Source organism: Sphingobacterium sp. PCS056, assembly GCF_023273895.1.
Taxonomy (GTDB): Bacteria; Bacteroidota; Bacteroidia; order Sphingobacteriales; family Sphingobacteriaceae; genus Sphingobacterium.
On sequence record NZ_CP096883.1, the window covers coordinates 4,288,482 to 4,309,347 of the forward strand.

Annotated in this window: 20 protein-coding genes; 12 read left to right on the top strand and 8 right to left on the bottom strand. The window is 37.2% G+C overall.

Annotation, left to right across the window (positions count from 1 at the left end; genetic code table 11):
* Positions 1–61: 61 nt before the first annotated feature.
* On the bottom strand, positions 62–964 hold the full coding sequence (locus tag MUB18_RS17895) for a LysR family transcriptional regulator (RefSeq protein WP_094771614.1): 903 nt from the start codon (positions 962–964) through the stop codon (positions 62–64).
* Positions 965–1,246: 282 nt separating this feature from the next.
* On the opposite strand from MUB18_RS17895, the gene hutH reads away from it, so the two are divergent.
* From hutH to kdsB, 8 genes are all read left to right on the top strand, one after another.
* Positions 1,247–2,827, top strand: coding sequence for a histidine ammonia-lyase (hutH, locus tag MUB18_RS17900; protein ID WP_248754123.1), 1,581 nt, complete (start codon positions 1,247–1,249; stop codon positions 2,825–2,827).
* A 2-nt stretch (positions 2,828–2,829) separates the two neighbouring features.
* A complete protein-coding gene (gene hutI / locus MUB18_RS17905) occupies positions 2,830–4,086 on the top strand; it encodes an imidazolonepropionase (protein ID WP_248754124.1) in 1,257 nt (418 codons plus the stop codon).
* Positions 4,080–5,195 (top strand): hypothetical protein, encoded by a 1,116-nt coding sequence (locus MUB18_RS17910; RefSeq protein ID WP_262917502.1) that lies wholly within the window; start codon positions 4,080–4,082, stop codon positions 5,193–5,195. The genes hutI and MUB18_RS17910 overlap by 7 nt, the downstream gene beginning before the upstream one ends.
* A 50-nt stretch (positions 5,196–5,245) precedes the next feature.
* On the top strand, positions 5,246–6,100 hold the full coding sequence (locus MUB18_RS17915; protein WP_248754125.1) for a hypothetical protein: 855 nt from the start codon (positions 5,246–5,248) through the stop codon (positions 6,098–6,100).
* Positions 6,090–7,049, top strand: coding sequence for a formimidoylglutamase (gene hutG / locus MUB18_RS17920; protein ID WP_248754126.1), 960 nt, complete (start codon positions 6,090–6,092; stop codon positions 7,047–7,049). The genes MUB18_RS17915 and hutG overlap by 11 nt, the downstream gene beginning before the upstream one ends.
* 293 nt (positions 7,050–7,342) lie before the next feature.
* Positions 7,343–8,341 carry a tryptophan--tRNA ligase gene (trpS, locus tag MUB18_RS17925; RefSeq protein WP_045753548.1) on the top strand — a complete coding sequence of 333 codons (999 nt, stop codon included), beginning with the start codon at positions 7,343–7,345 and terminating at the stop codon, positions 8,339–8,341.
* Between the two features lie 18 nt (positions 8,342–8,359).
* Positions 8,360–8,974: a deoxynucleoside kinase gene (locus tag MUB18_RS17930; protein WP_094771620.1), complete on the top strand. Its 615-nt coding sequence runs from the start codon at positions 8,360–8,362 to the stop codon at positions 8,972–8,974.
* Between the two features lie 70 nt (positions 8,975–9,044).
* Positions 9,045–9,788 carry a 3-deoxy-manno-octulosonate cytidylyltransferase gene (kdsB, locus tag MUB18_RS17935; protein WP_248754127.1) on the top strand — a complete coding sequence of 248 codons (744 nt, stop codon included), beginning with the start codon at positions 9,045–9,047 and terminating at the stop codon, positions 9,786–9,788.
* Between the two features lies 1 nt (position 9,789).
* Here kdsB and MUB18_RS17940 read toward each other — a convergent pair whose 3' ends face one another.
* The 3 genes from MUB18_RS17940 to MUB18_RS17950 are packed head-to-tail and all read right to left on the bottom strand — an operon-like array spanning position 9,790 to position 12,385.
* Positions 9,790–10,695 (bottom strand): aldo/keto reductase, encoded by a 906-nt coding sequence (locus tag MUB18_RS17940; protein WP_248754128.1) that lies wholly within the window; start codon positions 10,693–10,695, stop codon positions 9,790–9,792.
* Complete coding sequence (locus MUB18_RS17945; protein ID WP_045753552.1) at positions 10,685–11,392, bottom strand: FKBP-type peptidyl-prolyl cis-trans isomerase; 708 nt, start codon at positions 11,390–11,392, stop codon at positions 10,685–10,687. The genes MUB18_RS17940 and MUB18_RS17945 overlap by 11 nt, the downstream gene beginning before the upstream one ends.
* Positions 11,393–11,398: 6 nt before the next feature.
* Positions 11,399–12,385 carry a glycosyltransferase family protein gene (locus MUB18_RS17950; RefSeq protein WP_248754129.1) on the bottom strand — a complete coding sequence of 329 codons (987 nt, stop codon included), beginning with the start codon at positions 12,383–12,385 and terminating at the stop codon, positions 11,399–11,401.
* Positions 12,386–12,533: 148 nt separating this feature from the next.
* On the opposite strand from MUB18_RS17950, the gene MUB18_RS17955 reads away from it, so the two are divergent.
* Positions 12,534–13,472 (top strand): zinc dependent phospholipase C family protein, encoded by a 939-nt coding sequence (locus MUB18_RS17955; RefSeq protein ID WP_045753554.1) that lies wholly within the window; start codon positions 12,534–12,536, stop codon positions 13,470–13,472.
* Between the two features lie 91 nt (positions 13,473–13,563).
* The gene (locus MUB18_RS17960) at positions 13,564–15,453 is read left to right on the top strand and encodes a TonB-dependent receptor plug domain-containing protein (RefSeq protein ID WP_248754130.1); all 1,890 of its coding nucleotides are present in this window, start codon (positions 13,564–13,566) and stop codon (positions 15,451–15,453) included.
* 81 nt (positions 15,454–15,534) lie between these two features.
* Here the strand turns inward: MUB18_RS17960 and MUB18_RS17965 are convergent, their stop codons facing one another.
* Genes MUB18_RS17965 through MUB18_RS17975 form a run of 3 tightly spaced genes read right to left on the bottom strand, consistent with a single transcriptional unit; the run spans position 15,535 to position 17,588 of the window.
* Positions 15,535–16,254: a ThuA domain-containing protein gene (locus tag MUB18_RS17965; protein ID WP_248754131.1), complete on the bottom strand. Its 720-nt coding sequence runs from the start codon at positions 16,252–16,254 to the stop codon at positions 15,535–15,537.
* Between the two features lie 14 nt (positions 16,255–16,268).
* On the bottom strand, positions 16,269–17,333 hold the full coding sequence (gene aroB, locus MUB18_RS17970) for a 3-dehydroquinate synthase (RefSeq protein WP_248754132.1): 1,065 nt from the start codon (positions 17,331–17,333) through the stop codon (positions 16,269–16,271).
* 48 nt (positions 17,334–17,381) lie between these two features.
* Positions 17,382–17,588: an RNA-binding S4 domain-containing protein gene (locus MUB18_RS17975; protein WP_045753558.1), complete on the bottom strand. Its 207-nt coding sequence runs from the start codon at positions 17,586–17,588 to the stop codon at positions 17,382–17,384.
* 93 nt (positions 17,589–17,681) lie between these two features.
* Between MUB18_RS17975 and MUB18_RS17980 the strand changes: the two genes are divergently transcribed.
* Together MUB18_RS17980 and MUB18_RS17985 are read left to right on the top strand one after the other, a co-directional pair.
* Positions 17,682–18,875, top strand: coding sequence for a proline dehydrogenase family protein (locus tag MUB18_RS17980; RefSeq protein ID WP_045755412.1), 1,194 nt, complete (start codon positions 17,682–17,684; stop codon positions 18,873–18,875).
* A gap of 41 nt (positions 18,876–18,916) precedes the next feature.
* A complete protein-coding gene (locus MUB18_RS17985; protein ID WP_045753559.1) occupies positions 18,917–19,528 on the top strand; it encodes an HAD family hydrolase in 612 nt (203 codons plus the stop codon).
* Here MUB18_RS17985 and MUB18_RS17990 read toward each other — a convergent pair.
* Positions 19,525–20,865, bottom strand: a complete 1,341-nt coding sequence (locus tag MUB18_RS17990; protein ID WP_248754134.1) for a hypothetical protein — start codon at positions 20,863–20,865, stop codon at positions 19,525–19,527. The two genes, MUB18_RS17985 and MUB18_RS17990, sit on opposite strands and share 4 nt — an antisense overlap.
* Position 20,866: the final 1 nt, after the last annotated feature.

The window sequence follows — 20,866 nt, forward strand, 5'->3', positions numbered from 1 at the left end:
TTTCAATCTTAAAATAATAGATGGCAAGAATATCGATTATTAGATTTTTTCAGATTCGGTTTTACTGAGAAAGACTAAGTTCCTTTTGTACCACATTTAAGAAAAGATCAATTCCCGGATGGCTGACACTGGCATTATAGATCAATGATAAGGTGGTCCTTTGCTTAATATGGATTAAATCAATAAATTTCACTTTTGAAGTATAACCTTTTTTTAATGAGGCTGGAACAATCGCTACTCCTAACCCCTGTTCCACAAGATTAAAGATGGTCAAGGCATTGACTGTACGTAAAGCTACATGCGGATCAAATGCCGCATCTTTAAAAATGCTCATCACTAAATCATAATAGGAATGACTATAGTCTTTTGAAAAAAGAATAAAGGGTTCATTCTTGAATTCACTCACACTGGTGAAGTTTGCCTGCTGAATGGGGTAATCTCCTGGAACAACTAAAGAAAAGTGCTCTTTGACGATGGCAATATGATGAATTCCTTTTGGAAAATCATCTAATCGAACAAATCCAAAATCTAATTCTTCTTTCAATACCTTTGCAATCTGCATTTCATTCGATAGTTCCTGCAAGTCGACTTCTACTAAAGGGAAATCATGTTTCAGATGGACCAATACTTTAGCAAGGACAGATTGAACAGCAGATCCAATAAAGCCAAGACGAAGTTCCGTAAGATCGTCAGATCCCATAATACGGAGCTCACGTGTCATCTTATCCATGTGGCTGAATAAAAGATCTACTTCCTTTTTTAGATATACTCCTGCTCCGGTCAATCGCACATAGCGTTTACCCCTATCAAATAAAACAGCCTGATAGATATCTTCCATTTGTTTGATCTGGCGCGATAACCCCGGTTGGGAGATATAAAGTCGTTCAGCTGCTTTTCTAAAATGTAATTCCTCTGCTAAGACTTTAAAATAATAAAGATGCCTCAATTCTATTTGATAACTCATAGTAATCAACACTTGTCAAAATTGGTATTTATAATCATTAAAGATATCAGTTAAATTTGAGATAATAGAATGAAATCATAGCGGGCAAAGTATTTTTTATCCTGCGACAATGGTATAATCGGCGTACGTGAAATCTAAAAAATAGGCTTACTGTATTTCGCAATATGATTCTTCATGATTTTAAAAAGCTTAAAATAATATGGCTGCTCAAAACCAAATAATCAAGTCGCGTGCAGCAAATTTATCCAAAGATGTGGATACACGTTTAATACAATTTATTCAATGGAAAATAAACTAAAAATATTTCAATACGGCAATGATCAATTAACTTGTTCTATCGCCATGCAACTTGCGACAGGACGTATTAAAGGAGAACTCACTGCATCAACTATAGAAAAGGTCGTACAAAGCGCTCAATATGTGCAAGATATAGTTGATTCTAATAAAATAGTGTATGGTATCAATACTGGATTTGGACCGTTGTGTACTACGTTAATCAATCCTGCAGACACTAAAAAATTACAAGAAAATATTTTAAAAAGTCATGCCGTGGGTGTCGGAGAACCGATCGATAAGCAATTGTCCAAATTGATGATGATCTTAAAGGTGCATGCGCTTGCTAAAGGATATTCGGGGATTCAGTTGACCACATTGGAACGCATGATATGGTTTATTGATCACGATATCGTCCCGATCGTTCCCAAGCAAGGATCTGTAGGAGCATCTGGAGATCTTGCCCCGCTCTCCCATTTATTTTTACCACTAATTGGATTAGGAAAAGTTTGGTATCAAAATGAGATACGACAAACTTCAGAGGTATTAGCATTATTGGGAACGAATGCGATTACATTGGGTGCCAAGGAAGGGTTAGCGCTCATAAATGGAACACAATTTATGGCGGCACATGCTGTTAAAGCGGTCTCAGAAATGCATAATTTACTTGAAAATGCAGATCTGATTGCAACATTGATGATAGAGGGTTTAAATGGATCGATCAAACCCTTTTTTGCACAACTCCATCAACTTAGACCTTACAAAGGGAACCAATATGTAGCAAGTACTATCTATAACTTATTACAGGATTCGGAAATAGTGACTTCTCATCATAATTGTTCACGTGTTCAAGATCCTTATTCCTTACGCTGTATTCCGCAAATACATGGTGCATCGCGCAACGCATGGTTACATTTAAAAGATACCATTGAAATTGAGATCAATTCTGTAACAGATAATCCGATTATTATCGACAGTGAATTGACTATTAGTGGGGGAAGTTTTCACGGTCAGCCGATTGCGCTTCCCATTGATTATGCGACATTGGCGATCTCTGAAATCGGAAACGTTTCTGATAGACGCGTCTATCTTTCACTGGAAGGTGATACGCCAAATGTGCCCAAATTACTATTGAAAGAAACTGGCCTCAACTCAGGTTTTATGATCTTACAATATAGTACTGCGGCATTGGCAAGTGAAAATAAAGGATTATGTTTTCCGTCCAGTGCTGACAGCATCCCAACATCATTAGGACAAGAGGATCATGTGAGCATGGGATCCATTGGTGCCCGAAAACTGCTACAAGTCATCAATAATGTCGGCAATATACTGAGTATCGAACTCATCTGTGCGGCACAGGCTTTTGATTTTCATAAACCACTCCAATCGACAGCTATTATGGAAGCAGTGCATCAGGAAATCAGAAAAGTGATACCACATATAACGGAAGATCAAATGATGGAAGATATTCTTTCTGCTGCGCAACAACTTATTTCTTCAGGATGCTTGGTACAGGTTGCAAAACAAATAGCGGAGGAGCAACATGTGCCTTATCACGGATTACATCACGAATATTTTAATAATTTTTAATAATGGATAAAATATTAATTGGTCCCTTCTCTCAATTGCTATCATTTGATAAAACGCCATTAAAAGGAGCGTTAGGAGATGATCAGATCGAAATTGCGAAAAACGCTGGCATAGTGGTTGAAGACGGTAAAATAGTTGCGATTGGCGACTATCGTGATTTAAAAAAAAGTGTACATAACGAGGCAGAACTGCTATTGATGGAAGGCGATACCGTATGTGTCCCAGGTTATATCGACTGCCACACGCACCTAGCATTTGCTGGAAATCGAGCAAATGACTTTGCATTACGAAATGCTGGTGCCAGCTATCTTGAAATTGCAGAATCAGGTGGAGGTATCTGGAGTACCGTACTGCATACTCGAGCGGCCAGCGAATCGGACTTGACTGCACATATCGTCCACTATGCAAAAGAATTATTAACACAAGGAATCACCACTATTGAAGTTAAAAGTGGATATGGGTTATCCATCAAAGAGGAACTAAAAATACTGCGTGCCATTAAGAAAGCACAACAATCTGTTTCAGTTGACTTGATTCCGACTTGTCTAGCAGCTCATATGAAGCCCAAAGACTATACGGGTAGCAGTAAAGACTACCTGAATGAAATCGCTCATGAGCTTTTCCCAGTATTAAAAAGTGAACAGCTGACCAACAGAATTGATACCTTTATTGAAAAAAGTGCTTTCACTGCCGATCAGATTGAACAGTACTTCAGCAAAGCTAAAGAAATGGGCTTTGACATCACGGTACATGCGGATCAATTTTCAACATCAGGATCTGCGGTTGCAGTTCGATTTGAAGCAGTAAGTGCAGATCATCTGGAAGCATCAACCGATTTGGAAATTGAATTATTGGCAAATAGCCATACTGTTGCTGTCGCATTGCCAGGTGCGTCAATTGGTATCGGTTGCGCGTTCACTCCTGCTCGAAAGCTCTTGGACCGCGGGGCCTGCTTAGCTATTGCTACTGACTGGAATCCGGGATCTGCACCAATGGGTCAACTCATGACACAAGCTACTATTCTAGCAACTGCGGAGAAATTGTCAAATGCTGAACTCTTTGCCGCAATTACATACCGAGCTGCTCAAGCCCTAAATTTGAGTGACCGAGGAAGATTGAGGAACGGAGAATTAGCTGATTTTGCCGTTTACAAAACCGATAACTATCAAAATATCACATACAGACAAGGTACTTTAAAACCTATCCAGGTATGGAAGAAAGGAACCTTGATCTATACGAAAGGAGATGAAACATGTTAACTTTTAAAGACGAAATATTACAGGGAATACCTAAGCATTTACCTCCAAAAGTTGCTTATGATGCAAGTGTAAGTCATGCTCCTAAACGTAAAGACATCTTATCCAAAGAAGAGAAAAAATTAGCGATAAAAAATGCGCTTCGTTATTTTCCTATGGATTGGCATGTAGAATTGGGAAAAGAGTTTCTACAAGAATTAGTACAATTTGGACGTATCTACATGCATCGTTTTCGCCCCAGCTATACGATGTATGCAAGACCAATTGCGGACTATCCTGGCGAAAGTCTTCAAGCGCGAAGTGTCATGCTGATGATTCAGAACAACCTCGACCCCGCTATTGCGCAACATCCTCATGAGCTCATCACCTATGGTGGAAATGGTGCTGTGTTTCAAAATTGGGCACAGTATGTATTGACCATGCAATACTTAGCTCAAATGACCGATAATCAAACGCTGCACATGTATAGCGGTCATCCTATGGGATTATTTCCTTCGTCAAAAGATGCTCCAAGGGTGGTGATTACCAATGGTATGATGATTCCAAATTATTCTAGACCTGATGATTGGGAGAAGTATAATGCCCTGGGTGTGACACAGTATGGTCAAATGACAGCTGGCTCCTATATGTACATCGGACCCCAAGGTATCGTCCACGGTACTACCATAACGGTCATGAATGCTTTTCGAAAGCAATTGTCAAAAGAGGAAAGTATACATGGCAAGGTATTTTTGACTTCGGGATTGGGGGGAATGAGTGGTGCACAACCTAAAGCGGGCAATATAGCTGGTTGCATTACCGTCTGCGCAGAGGTTAATCCTGCTGCTGCTCGAAAAAGATATGAGCAAGGATGGGTAGATGTATTAATAGAAAATATGGATGAACTCATTACTGTTGTGAGGCAAGCTATTGAAGACAAACAAATTGTTGCCATCGCTTATATAGGCAATATCATCGAAGTCTGGGAATCTTTCCTGCACGCTGACATTCAGATTACCGTAGGTTCTGATCAAACTTCTTTGCATAATCCTTGGGCAGGTGGCTACTACCCTATTGGATTAACCTTTGAAGAGTCGAATGTCTTGATGGCGGAAAAAACCGGAGCAATTTAAAAGAGAAGTACAACAATCGCTAATTCGTCACGTGAAGGCAATCAACGATCATGTCGCACGAGGCACGTACTTCTTCGATTACGGTAATGCTTTTTTTACTAGAAAGTAGCCGTGCCGGAGCAGAGGTAATGGCAACGGATGGTATCAATTTCCGTTACCCTTCTTATGTACAAGATATTTTAGGACCGATGTGCTTTGATTATGGATTTGGCCCTTTTCGTTGGGTATGTACTTCTGCGGATCCAGATGATTTAAAAACGACAGATCAAATAGCATTAAACGTTCTAAAAGACTTACAAAACACTGCTTATCCCGAAATTCAGCAACAATTGGGGGATAATATCAAATGGATTGAACAAGCTGACCAAAATAAGCTGGTTGTAGGCTCTCAAGCTCGAATCCTGTATGCTGATGCGATCGGTAGAATACGAATAGCAAAAGCATTTAATCTGGCTGTCCGAAATGGCGAATTAAGTGCTCCAATTGTACTGGGAAGGGATCATCACGATGTCAGCGGAACAGATTCTCCTTACAGGGAAACTAGTAACATCTATGATGGAAGCAAATTTACAGCAGATATGGCTATTCATAATGTCATAGGTGATAGCTTTAGAGGAGCGACTTGGGTCTCTATTCACAATGGTGGTGGTGTTGGTTGGGGTGAGGTTATTAATGGCGGTTTTGGTTTGTTGTTGGATGGCTCTGAAGATGCAGATCGAAAACTCGAAAATATGCTTTTTTATGATGTCAACAATGGTATAGCACGTCGTGCATGGGCTCGAAATGATACGGCTAGACAGGCTATTGAAGTCGAGTTGGCAAGAACTAAATCCCTAAAAGTAACGTTGGCAAATCGTGTTGAAACTGTAGCAATAAATCAAATTTTTGAAGAATATGGAGACTAGGCATTGGACCTATTATGATCGGGCAGATTTAAAAAAATGGTCTGGTCGTATAGATGGTACGACAGAGGAGCATTTAAGATGGCATCAAATTATTCATTGCATTGATCTCAGGGATGAGCTGGATCTTAGCGGCAGTTATGTGCTACTAGGTTTTGCATGTGATGAGGGTGTGTTGCGAAATCTGGGGAGACCCGGTGCGGCAAAGGGTCCTGAAATCTTAAAGCAAACGCTTGCAAACCTTCCTGTATTTCGGAATAAGAAAACGAAGCTGATTGATGCTGGGACAATCCATTGCAAAGATAAGCAACTGGAAAATTCCCAAGATGCACTTGGTTTTGTGATCCACCTTATTATACAGCGTGGAGGGTTCCCGATCGTACTGGGGGGTGGACATGAAATCACCTTTGGCCATTACTTAGGTCTCAAAGCTAATTACAAGAATAAACTTGGCATCATTAATTTTGACGCTCACTTTGACATCAGGAAACCGCAACATGAAATCCCAACATCAGGTACGGGTTTCTATCAAATCGCACAATTGGAAAAACAGCTGAATTACCTACCTATGGGGATACAAAAGATCAGCAATACTCAAGTTTTATTTGATACCGCAAGAGAGTATCAAATTAATTGGATAGAGTCACAAGATTTTCGGGATCGCAATAAAAAAGTAATCCTAGATCAAATCGATGCATTCATCAGCGGTATTGATCATCTATATCTAACAATAGATCTCGATGTATTTGCTGCAAGCTATGCTCCAGGAGTTAGTGCGGCTGCCTTTTATGGTATTGTTCCCGACGCATTTTTCCTTGACATATATACGCATATCATTGCTTCTGAAAAGCTCGTAAGTATAGATATTGCAGAACTTAATCCAGAGTATGATTATGATAATCATACCGCCAAGTTAGCGGCAGATCTACTATTTAGGCTCGTTATAGCTTAACAAACAATAAGTTTTAAATGACCTACTAAAAGCCTAAAAATATTACTAAAATTAGAAAACTGAACTGGATTTTCTAGCGACAGTGTAGAGATCGATTAAAATGGATGAAGTAATGGATGAAATTTTATTTTTAACCTTAAGTTGCAATTATTCTAGTGATCGTTAACTAGAATAAGTATTTCCGCAGCTCTAGCGGTATTGACCCTAACCTAAATTAAAGTAAAAGAAAAAAAGGAAAAGAAAAAGTCAGCAGAACAATATTTAAGGAATTTATACTTAAATTCGCAAGCAATATGGAAACTGTTGTCAGTGGTATTAGAAGTACCGGAAAATTACATTTAGGAAACTACTACGGCGCATTAAGCAATTTTGTGAAAATGCAAAATGAATATAATTGTTATTTTTTCATTGCCGATTTACATTCTTTAACGACTCACCCAACACCTCACGGTCTTCAAACTACCGTTCGCCAAGTGATTGTGGAGTATCTTGCGGCTGGTATAGACCCTGAAAAATCAACAATATATGTACAATCGGATGTACCAGAAGTCTCCGAATTATACTTGTATATGAATATGAATGCTTATTTAGGTGAGCTCGAACGTGCAACAGCTTTTAAAGATAAAGTACGTAGCAATCCCGATAATGTCAATGCCGGGCTGCTTACCTACCCTGTTTTGATGGCTTGTGATATCTTACTTCATCATGGTACAAAAGTTCCTGTTGGCAAAGACCAAGAGCAACATTTGGAAATGACCAGAACATTTGGTAATCGTTTTAATCGCTTGTACGATGTCGATTACTTTAAAGAAGCATTTGCTTTTAGTTATTCGGATAAACTTGTTAAAATACCAGGATTGGCAGGACAAGGTAAAATGGGCAAATCTAACGGTGAAGCAGATTGCATCTATCTATCGGATAGTGCAGATGTGATTCGCAAAAAAGTCATGCGTGCTGTGTCAGATTCAGGTCCTACGGAAATGAACCAACCTAAACCAGAATCTATTCAAAATTTATTTGATTTGATGAAAGTGGTTTCAAGTGCTGATACCTTACAACATTTTGAAGATTTATATAATAATTGCGCCATTCGGTACGGTGACTTTAAGAAGCAATTAGCAGAAGATATGGTCAACACGACTGAACCGGTGCGTTCGCGAATTGAAGATATATCAAATGACAATGATTATATTGCTAAAGTGGCTAAGCTAGGTGCCGAAAAAGCTGGTGAATCAGCTCGTAAAACATTGAAAGAGGTGCGCGAGATCATTGGTATTAAAAGATTTTATTAAGAATTTAAACCCAAAAATATGCATATTGCTATTGTCGGAAATATTGGTGCCGGAAAAACAACCCTAACAAAATTATTAGCGGATCATTTTAAATATGAACCTCAATTTGAAGCAGTAGACAATAATCCATACTTAGAGGATTTTTATGCTGACATGAAGCGCTGGTCATTTAATTTGCAGATTTTTTTCTTGAATAGTCGCTTTAGACAAATTGTCGAATTGCAAAAAACAAATATTGATATGATCCAAGATCGTACAATTTACGAAGATGCTTATATCTTTGCTGAAAATTTGTATGATATGGGATTGATGAGTGCGCGTGATTTTGAAAATTATAGTAACATTTTTCAAAGTATCATACATTATATCAAACCTCCTGATTTATTAATATATTTAAAAGCCTCAGTCCCTACCCTGGTCAATAATATTCAGGTTCGTGGACGCGATTATGAGTCTGGCATTCGTTTAGATTATTTATCCAAATTGAATGAGAAATATGATAAATGGATCGATAATTACAAGGAAGGTAAGTTGATGATTCTTGATAAAGATAATTTAGATTTTACAAAGAATCCAGAAGATTTAGGTACTATCGTTGAAAAAATTGAATCCCAATTATTTGGTTTGTTTTAATCAACATAAGATAATATAATTCATAAGCCAGTTTTTGATAGAAACTGGCTTTACTTTTAAAGCTAAAATAATGAAGGTAATAGGTATTATTCCTGCACGGTATGCTTCTTCCAGATTTCCTGGAAAACCATTAATTGATATCGCTGGTAAATCCATGATTCAACGTGTATATGAACAAGTAAAAAGTGCAAGTTGTCTGCATGAGGTCATCGTAGCAACAGATGATGAGCGGATAGCTGAGCATGTGCGTAGCTTTGCTGGAAATGTCGCTATGACATCATCTGCACATCAATCTGGAACAGATCGTTGTGCAGAGGTGGTATCTAAGATCAGTGGGTTTGATATCGCAATCAATATTCAAGGAGATGAACCGTTTATCAATCCGCTACAGATCGAATTACTCACATCTTGTTTTAATAAGGAGGATACACAAATAGCTACGCTTGTCAAAAAAATATATACAACGGAAGAATTGTTTAATGTCAATATCCCAAAAGTGGTACGTAATGCTCAGGAACAAGCAATTTACTTCTCGAGACAAACAATACCTTACTTGAGAGGCGTAGAACATGAGCAATGGCTCTCAAAACGTACTTTTTATAAACATATTGGAATATATGGTTATAGAACCGCTGTTTTAAAAAAACTTACAGCGCTTCCTATAGGATCTTTGGAAGAGACAGAAGCTTTAGAACAATTGCGCTGGATCGAGCATGGATATACCATCCAAACGGCGGAAACAGAGCATGAAACAATCGCTGTCGATACAAAAGAAGATCTGGAACGTATTATACAAACTTATTTCACCTCCTAAATTAACGGTGCTCCGTAAAATATAATGCACGGACACCGCTTAACAATTCTTTTTTTTCTGTTAAACTTAAAAGACGAATCTGTTCTTTAATTTGAATAAATTCGGACATTTGCACTGGGGTATTTATGCCCAATAACGCGGAAGTCACGGCTTCATTGGATAGTACAAAAGATAGCGCAGCGGTGAGGTTGTTAACTTCGTGTCTTTTAGCAAAAGCATTCAGATTGCGGATGATATGCTGCACTTCACTGGAACTATATTGTAAAAAACTTTCAGCTGGTTTATTGATTAACATTCCTTTTGCGATTGCTCCTCTAGCCAATATCGACACTTGATTTTCCAACAAATAAGCGGCAATTTGTTCTTCTAAACGTCGATCAAGTAAACTATACTGCATCATGACAGCACTTATATTTGATTTTGCCACATACTGTCGAATGACATTGGGACGGATCGAGGATACACCATAGGTTCGAATTTTACCTGCATCGACGAGTGTTTCAAATGCTTCGATAATTTCATCTATAGGATCTTCAATAATGCCTCCATGAAGCTGATAGAGATCGATATAATCTGTTTTTAACCGTGATAGTGATGATTCAACTGTTTTGATAATATAATGCTTGGAGGCTTTCCAATCCCAGCCGTTTCCATCAGCTCGCCAACTGTTTCCAACTTTAGTTGATAGCACAATATCCTTTCTGAAATCTTGTACGGCCTCACCAACGAGCATTTCATTAAATCCTTTTTCATATAAATCAGCGGTATCAAAGAAATTGATCCCGCTGTCAAATGCTTTACGAATGAGCTCTATGCCTTGCTTGTGCTTACTGCCCTTTAAGGACATACACCCTAAACCGACGGCCGAAACTTCTATAGCTGTTTTACCTAATTTATTATACTGCATCTTTGACAAAATCCAATAACTCAATATCAAATATCAAAATACTATTTGGCGGAATTGCACCCATATTTTGACTTCCATATCCTAATTTGCTAGGAACATAAAATCGATATTTGGCTCCCTTGGACATGAGGGGCACGCCTATTTTCCAACCTTCAATCACACGATCCAACTTCATTTTCAAGGGTTCATTGCGATCAAGAGAACTATCAAATTTTTTACCATCCAATAAGGTTCCCGTATAATGCACTGTTACTTCATTTTCACGACTAGGCTTTTCACCATTACCCTCGACCAATATTTCATATTGTAATCCTTCTTCCGTACTTTTGACTGTCGCTCTCTTAGCATTTTCAGTAAAAAAAGCTTGCTCTTTTGCAAGATTCTCTTTTTCTTTAAGTTCTCTGGCTTCGTTAACGGCATTTTGGATCACAACACGTAATTGATCTTCTGCAATTAAAGAGTTCTGTCCATCAAGTGCACTGATGATAGCTTTGCCTATCAGTTCTTTATTCCAGTCGGCAATTTCTAAACTTTTTAAAGAACCACCAATATCGCGTCCAAAAGCATAAGAGATAGAATCTGCTTTTGAGGATAATAATGGTTTTACCGTTGTCGTTGTTTTTACGGTTTTCTTTTTCTGTTGTGCTGATACCGATAGTGTAGCCAAAGACAGTAATGCTAAAGCAATATATTTCATAAAATTTTAAGTATGTTTTGTCACAATATTAGTAATAATTTCTTGAGTATTATTTTTATAATCCACTACTACTCGAGATTTGCTATTTAACCAAGCTTCTATGGACAACATATTTTTTTGCTTAAGGCTAGATATGACAGGTACCCCCATTTCTTCTAAAGCTGCGGCATTCAAATGTTGTTCATACTGATTTTTCATCGGAACGACCAATAATTTCTTTTGTAGGAATAATGCTTCAGCAGGTGTTTCAAATCCTGCACCACATAGAACACCAGAAGAGCTTGCCATACTGGTGATGAAGGCATCGTTATTAATAGGACGTATGGAAACATTTTTCATATCAAAAGCGCGCGAATTATGTTTACTAAATACCTGCCAATTGATATCTGAAAATTTCATCAGATGCTTCAAGAGATGCGCATCATCATATGCTGGTAGATATACCGTATAATGCCCCTTGTCTTGCACATCGAGTTCACGAACAGAATTTCGAATAACAGGAGTAAATATGTTTTTATTATAACTTTTGAAGTGAAATCCATAAGCATAGGTAGAAGGAGCATAATTTTTCATGATAAATTTACCCAACATATCGGTATCATCGGGCTTAGGACTGGACGGGTCTAAAGCAGCAATCTGATGGCTCAACCCAATACAGGGATACTCTTTCATATGGGCCGACCAAGCAGATATGGGTTCAAAATCATTGATAACAAGATCGTACTGTTCGATAGGAAGTGATTTAATCTCCTGAGTAAATTTGCGAACCGTGGAACTCATAAATGTCTTCCAAAGATCTACTCCCCCCGATTTCCCAAAGATAAAGCTCAAACCATGTAATCGATACTTTACTTCAAACGGTAAAACCAAATCAGCCTGTGTCCCGCTAACCAATACATCTACTTCTCCAAAATTACGTAAACAAGGTACAATATCCAGAGCTCGACTGAGATGACCATTTCCTGTACCCTGTACCGCATAAAGTATTTTCATAAACTTCGCGATTATTTATCGCCAAAATAAAAATTTTTGATGACATTAAAGTTAAATTTAGGTTAGGTTTTTATATTTCTCGAGAATAAATAGTTGGCATTTTAAATGATAGTATGTAACTTACTTTCTATTAACCAATTATTGAACTATGAAAAGATTATCCTTTATAATCTCTTTATTCATTATTTTTCTTCTATGCGGTTCTTGGGGATTTTTTGCACATAAAAAAATTAATGAATATGCTGTATATACCTTACCTCCTACATTAGCATCCTTTTATAAGAAAAATATTCTCTTAATTAGTGAGAAAGCTGTCGATGCAGATAAAAGATGTTACATCGATAGTCTCGAACCAACTCGTCATTATATCGACATCGATGATTTTGATGAACCTACTATTGACTCTATTCCGATACATTGGTCAAAAGCAAAAGAAAAATATCAAGAAAAACAGTTATTATTAACTGGAATCGTTCCTTGGCAAATCTCTTTCAGTTACAACAAATTAGTACAGGCATTTAAAGATAAAGATATTCCTAAGATTATTCGATTTTCAGCAGATTTGGGTCATTATATCGGGGATGCCCATGTCCCGCTTCATACCACTAAAAATTACAATGGACAATTGACTAACCAAATAGGTATACATGCTTTCTGGGAAAGTCGTCTACCCGAAATGTTTTCTAACAAATATGTATTTATTAAGGGGCGGGCACAGTTTATTAGCGATCCAATAACGACCGCTTGGGATATCGTAAAAGAAAGCAATCGACTTGTAGATTCTGTACTCATGCTTGAAAAACAATTGAACAATTCATTCTCAAAATATCAAAAATATGCATTCATTGAACGAAACAATATATTGATCAGAACGTATTCGGATGAATATGCAAATGCTTATCATCAACTACTCAATGGTATGGTTGAAAGAAGAATGACAGGCGCTATACAACAAGTAGGTGCATTTTGGTACTCTGCATGGGTGGAAGCTGGTCAACCAAACCTCAAAAACATAGGCAAAGTGACGATTGATGAGGCGCCGATTAATACAAGAAATAAAAAAAATATGGGTAGAGAAGAACTCTAAATCATCCGGACTAGATACAATTTAAAAACCGGCACCTTAAAACACGACGTGATGAAATTACTTTTGTCCCATAAATTTTAAGACATGCCCTATGAGTAAAAAAGTTACCCTACTAGCACTTGCTTTAGTAGCATCTACTTATGTTTTTAGTCAAGTGAATAGTGATCAAGTCGCAAGATTAAAAGATACAACAAATTTAAGTGAGGTGATCATCAATCAAAATCGATTGCAAATTCCTTTTACAAAACAAACAAGAAATATTCAAATTATCACGCAGGAAGATATCAAACGGTTGCCTGCACGCTCTGTTAATGAATTATTAGCCTATATAAATGGTGTCGATATGCGCCAAAGAGGGCCATTTGGTTCGCAGGCTGACGTTAACATTGATGGGGGGTCTTTTGAGCAAACACTTATACTGTTAAACGGAGCTAAAATATCTGATCCACAAACAGCACATCATTCGCTTAACCTTCCTATTCCAACAGAAGCAATTGAACGTATTGAAATTATTAAGGGTCCTGCATCTCGAATTTATGGTATCAATAGTTTAACGGGTGCGATTAATATTGTCACCAAATCAGCAACGAGCAACCTCATCAGTGCTCATGTATACACGGGAAGTTCTTTTCAAAACAGTGAGGATACAAAAACTGGAAAATACTATGGTAAGGGGTTCCAGTTGGGGATTATGAATAAGATCGCTAAGTTTGACCAGCAGCTTTATTTAGGACATGAAGATTCAAATGGACAGCGCTATAACACCGCATCAAAAAACAATAAAATTTATTATCAAGGAACTTATACTCCAGATAGCTTAAATAATATTGCAACTTCTATTGGCTACATCGATAATCAGTTTGGAGCAAATGGCTATTACGCTTCTCCTGGAGATAAAGAATCCTACGAATTGGTTAAAACAGCTTTTGCAACCATACAGTCAAAACATAAACTTACCGAAACAATAACTTTATCTCCTCGGATTTCTAATCGTTATAATGAAGACGATTACCGTTATTTTAGACATGACCTCAGTAAAGCAAGAAGCCAACATTACAATAATGCTTTTATGGCAGAATTAAATGCTACTTACGATCAAAATTACGGTTCATTTGGATTAGGGGTTGAAAGTCGTTTTGAAAATATAACCAGTTCCAATATAGGTAAGCACAGTCGTGAAAACTATGGTGGATACATCGAATTCAAGACTGAAATGATCAAAAATCTATATATCAACTTGGGTACTTATGTCAATTATAACAGTGACTACAGTTGGCAAGTATTTCCGGGAATAGATTTAGGATATGATCTAAATACGAATTGGAAATTGATTTTTAATATGGGATCGAGTCAACGTATACCATCGTTTACAGATCTGTATTTAAATCAAAGGCCTGCTAACATTGGAAATCCACAATTGCAAGCTGAAAGAGCTAAACAAATTGAAGGGGCTGTCAAATATACGAATGCGCATATCATTGCACAAGCTGGATATTTCTACAGAACAATTAATGATTTTATAGACTGGACGCGTTCTGCAACTACTGAACCTTGGCAACCACAAAACATAGATCACAATAAGGTACAGGGTTTTAATGCTAATATACGTATAGACTTGAATGCCCCAGAAGCTTACACAAAATATTATGCTACAGTGGGCTATAGTTACTTAAATCCTAAAATAGAGAATGACCATAATAATGCCTCTAAATATGCTATTGAAAGTTTGAGAAATCAGGTTAACGTAAATTTGACAGTTAGTCATAAAAACTGGAGTTTAACCGCAGCTAATCGCTTCAATGAACGACTTTCGTATAAATCGTACTATATATCAGATATTCGTCTTGCAAATCAGATCAACAAATTAAATATTTATGCAGATGCACAAAACCTGTTTAATGTGAAATACATTGAAGCGGGTGCAGTACCCATGCCTGGCACTTGGTACACGCTGGGTGCAAAGTATACAATTAGCTATTAAAGTAACAACTGGGTAGCTAAAATAAAATGGCCCCAAATAGTTCGTCACTATTTGGGGCACACTAATGGAACTACCCTTTTGTTATTTTTTCTTCATTACATATTGGAGTCCCCCAATAATATGCTGTTGAAATTTTTCAGTATCAAAGGCATCTACAGTATGACCGAGACCGGTATAGAATGATCTTCCGCCATCAAACTCTTGATACCAGGCAATGGGATGAAATTTTCCCATCTTTCCTCCTTTATAACTGGTCTCATCCAATTCCATTAAAATATGAAGTCCTTTTTTCATTGATTTAAAATCATACCATTCGTCGCGATGAAACCAAACTTTAGGTAAGTGTTTCGTTGCTAAATGATCATGATCAACAACATTAATGTTAGCTTTCTGAACAGCTGGATGAGAAGCAAAATATCCACCGACAAGCTGTCCATACCAAGGCCAGCTATATTCGGTATCACTTGCGGCATGTATGCCTACAAATCCTTTTCCAGACTGCATAAAGCGAACAAATGCGGCTTTTTCACTTTCATTAAAAATATCACCAGTTGTGCTCAAAAAGACTAAAGCATCGTATTTTGCTAGCGTAGAGTCTGTAAATAAGCGACTGTCTTCTGAATGATCAGCCTTCATATTATTCCGTAAAGCTAATTGCTTTAATACGGCAACACCATGCTCGATACTTTCATGCCTAAATCCTGTTGTCTTTGAAAAAATTAAAATTCGCTCCTGAGCACTCACCTGAGTTGCACAAAATGTTGTAAAAAGGAATACTATTTTTTTGAAAAGATTAGACATAACTATTATCAGGTTTATGCTATTAAATTACGATAAAAATCTAAACTTTCAATAATTAAATCTTCCGTAACAAAAATATCATAATCACATGATCCAATTTTACTCAATAAAGCAAACCCAATCTGATTGGAATGATTTTTCTTATCGTTATTCATCAAACTGAGTAACTCGTGATCAATGGAATCATCAAATCTATAGTCATTGAAGTTTTTCCTAAATGTGGCAATTAAATCTTGTAGATCTTCCAACGGAAGGCCATTCAACTTGTGCGACAAATAAGCTTCGCAAATCATACCGATTGCAATAGCCTCACCATGAAGTAGGGATTGCTCATCATGAACTAATGAATAACCTTCTATAGCATGACCAATCGTATGTCCAAAATTTAATATTTTACGAAGCCCCTTTTCCTTTGGGTCTTGTGTGATCACCGTATTTTTGATTCCTACCGAATGTCGGACATATTCTGAAGTAATCGCACTTACGTCAAGATTTTTGACCTTATTATAATAGGAAGCATCAAAAATCAATCCGTGTTTAAGCACTTCTGCAAACCCCGAAACCAATTGTTTTCTTTCCAGAGTTTTCAAAAATAGGCTGGATATATATACGGCTTGAGGCTGAGTAAATGTACCGATGATATTTTTATAATTATCTAAATCTATACCAGTCTTACCGCCAACGGATGCATCTACTTGAGATAATAGTGTGGTCGGAACTTGAATAAAATCAATTCCTCTTTTGAACGTTGAAGCAGCAAAACCACCCATATCTGTCACCACACCACCTCCTAAATTAATTAACAGACTGTGTCTATCTGCACCAAAATCAAGCATGGTATTCCATACACCGATACAAAAATCAATGTTCTTATTTTCTTCTCCAGGATCGACTTCAATCACATCAAAATTTCCGAGATCAGCCAAAATAGGTTGTAAAATAGGTAAACAATGATCACTGGTGTTTCGATCAACTAAGACCAAAATCTTGGAGTAATTTCTTTCTTGTATAAAGGTTTTTAGAGACTGTAATGAGTCGTCAAAGACTACTTGATAGCCTAAACTTTCTATAAATTGCATTTCTATTGCGTTCAGTTGATGTTTTTTATAAACAAATTTTGTTAAATATTATACCAATTTTACTTGTTGACCTTCAAATTCAACGATATCATTAGGTCTCACTTTCATTCTTTTCCTGTACTCCACCTCACCATTAACGATGACCATACCTTCAGTCACAACTAATTGAGCCATAGCACCATGTTCCACCCAGTTTAAAGCTTTAAGTAACTGAATTAATGGAATATATTCTCCTTCGATTTTGAATGTTTGCATACAGCAAAAATAAGTTAATATTTCAGGAATCTCCTAATCAATAAGTGGTAATATTTTTGAATTTACTACATTTGTGTGGATTAGATTAAAATGATGACACAGATTGTTGAAACCAGAAAACTATCTTTTGATAATACAGAAATTGCATTCAAAAGTAAAACCGATAAAGATTTAGATCGTGCTTATTTACTTTACAAAGTAATAGCTAGCAACTTTTTAGTAAAAGTCGGTCCTCCAATCACTAATTTTGCACTTAATATTGGATTACCTATTCAAGGAATCATTAAATCAACAATCTTTAAGCAATTCTGTGGGGGAGAAACAATTGAAGGTTGCACGGCAGCAATCAATCATTTGGGCGAAAATAACGTTGGTACGATTTTAGACTACTCGGTAGAAGGTGAGGATACAGAAGCAGCTTTTGATGCTACCTTTAAGGAAACCTTACGCACGGTAGTTGCAGCTAAAACTAATAAATACATTCCTTTTTCCGTATTTAAACCTACTGGATTAGGTCGTTTTGATCTATTTGAAAAAGTAAATGCAAACCAAACATTAACTACAGCAGAACAAGCGGAATACGACAGAATGTATGATCGTTGTGATCAAATTTGTAAAGCTTGTTATGAGGCTAATGTGAAGGTACTGATCGATGCTGAACACTCTTGGATCCAAGATGCTATTGATGATATCGCACGTGATATGATGGAAAAATACAATAAAGAACAACCTATTGTATACAACACCTACCAGTTATATCGCCACGATAAATTAGCATCATTAAAAGCAGATTTTGACTATGCTAATACGCAAAATTTCTTTATAGGGGCTAAAATAGTACGTGGTGCTTATATGGAGATTGAGAGACAGAGAGCTGCTGAGAAGGGCTACCCATCTCCTATCCAACCAACAAAAGCAGCAACTGACAAAGATTATGATGCTGCTATCCATTTCATATTGGATCATATCGATCGGTTTGGCATGATGGCTGGTACTCACAATGAGGAAAGCAGTCTTTTGTTAGCGAATGAACTGGACAAACGTGGTATCGACCATAGAAGTGATCGCATCTATTTTGCACAATTGTTGGGGATGTCTGATAATTTGACATTCAACCTATCTGAGTCAAACTACAATGTGGCAAAATATATGCCTTATGGTCCAATTAAGGCTGTAATGCCGTATTTATTTCGGAGAGCACAGGAAAATACTTCGGTTGCAGGCCAAACAGGTCGCGAACTGGGTTTAATCATAAAAGAAAAACAAAGAAGAAAAGCTAGTCGTTAAGACTAGCTTTTTTTGTAAGTTTGCAGACTTAAAATTTAGATATGTCACCTGAATCAATAGCGAAATTTAATAAACTTAATGAAATAGCGGAATCATACGAAGCCTTATTATTTGATGTAGATGGTACATTAGCCGATAATATAAGTGCACATAAAGCAGCCTATGTCGCTACGGCGCTAGAATATGATGTATTATTGGATGATGGCCTCATCGATGAAACTGCGGGCTGGCCTACTGTCGCGGTTGCAAAAGAAATTTGTATTCGCTATAATAAATCTTTTGATGTTCAAGAATTTTCAACTCGTAAATCAGCGATTTTTATAGAACGTTTTATTCAGGAAACCCAACCTATAGACTATGTTGTCGAACATTTAAAATTTCAAATTGGCAAAAAACGTATTGCAGCGGTATCGGGAGGATCTAGATCAACTCTAAATATCACCTTAACAGTACTTGATGTATTGGATAAATTGGAAACTTTGGTATGTGCGGGTGACACGCCTCATGGCAAACCCTCTCCAGAACCTTTTCTTTTGGCAGCGGAGAGATTGCAGATAGCTCCATCAAAATGTTTAGTTTATGAAGATGGAGTACCTGGAGTGCAGGGCGCTTTGGCTGCAGGAATGGGTGCTGTACGTATTGACCAGATTTAAAAGCTGGTCACCACTTTCAGACCTCCGTTGGTATAGTTAAAATCGGTAGACTTAAGTCCGCCAACAGGAAGTTTTACAAATGGTTCGACTGCTACAGACAATTTCTTTCCTACCTGCATCTTTTTACCAACAGAGAAATTGACAAATCCATTAAACTCGTTTGTATTGACCGCATTCCCCTTAAAGGATTGTTTCATATTTTCTGGTGCGTAAACTGCATTTCCATTATCTGCCGCAGTATTCTCATTTATTCCATTGACAAAATAATTTTCTTGCGTTTGATCCAAAACACCTATGTAAGATACACCAACGGAAGTATAGAAACTCTTCGTGACATGATAGCGTACATCTACGGGTATATCAATGGTCAAAAGTTTATTATTTACTGCACTTAATTCTTTATTTGGAGCTTGCTGTTTGGCCAATAGCAATGATTCATCATGTCTAACGATCGAATTATTGGATACAACTGCATTATAGGAGATATTTGCGGATTGCACAGCGCTTAAATTATCTTGACGATTTGCACCTGCACCATATTGTTGCATAGAAACTCCCGATCGAATACTGATTTTATCCGTGACTTGATATGCTAGACTTAAACCACCACCTAAGCTCATCTTATCCACAGTCGAAGACGGGGATACAAAGGCTCCTATCTCCCACTTTTTAATCGCTGAAGCAAAATCATGCTTTGCTGCATTACCAGGATATAAGGACCCGAGGTTTTCCAGTTTTTCAGCAATGGAACGAGTACTCTCGTTAGTGTTATTGACACTGCTATTGGTTACTAAATTATGATCCTTTACTCCCTCTCTCTTTGTTTCTACAACTTCTTTAATCGTTGAAGGTTGAGGATCTATAAAATCATTTCTTTGATCATGATCATTGAAAGTAGGAGTTGAAAAACTCAAGTCATGTCCAGCAGTAAGCATGTTATGCTCATCATGATCTATGGTACGAACAGGACTTTGATCAGTAGAATTGGAATTGGCTTCTGTACGATTTTTCTGCGGATCACTGAATGACCATGTCGGAGAATCGATTGTTGTATCTAAATCATCCTTTTGCTGAACCAGTTTTTCTGTTATTTTTAGATGTGCAACACCAGGTAAATCTTCCTGAGGTAGATGTCTTAGATATAAAAATGAAGCGCTGGCAATACATAATACTGCTGCAGCTGTACTCCAATACTTCCAATTAACTTGCTTTTTTGAAACAAGAGTAGTATGATCTGACGCAAATTTTTCCCAAGCCCCTTCTAAATAAGGAAGCTCATGAGCTTTCATTTTATCGACGATGTCGTCTATCAATTCCTTATCTTTTTCTTTTGTCATC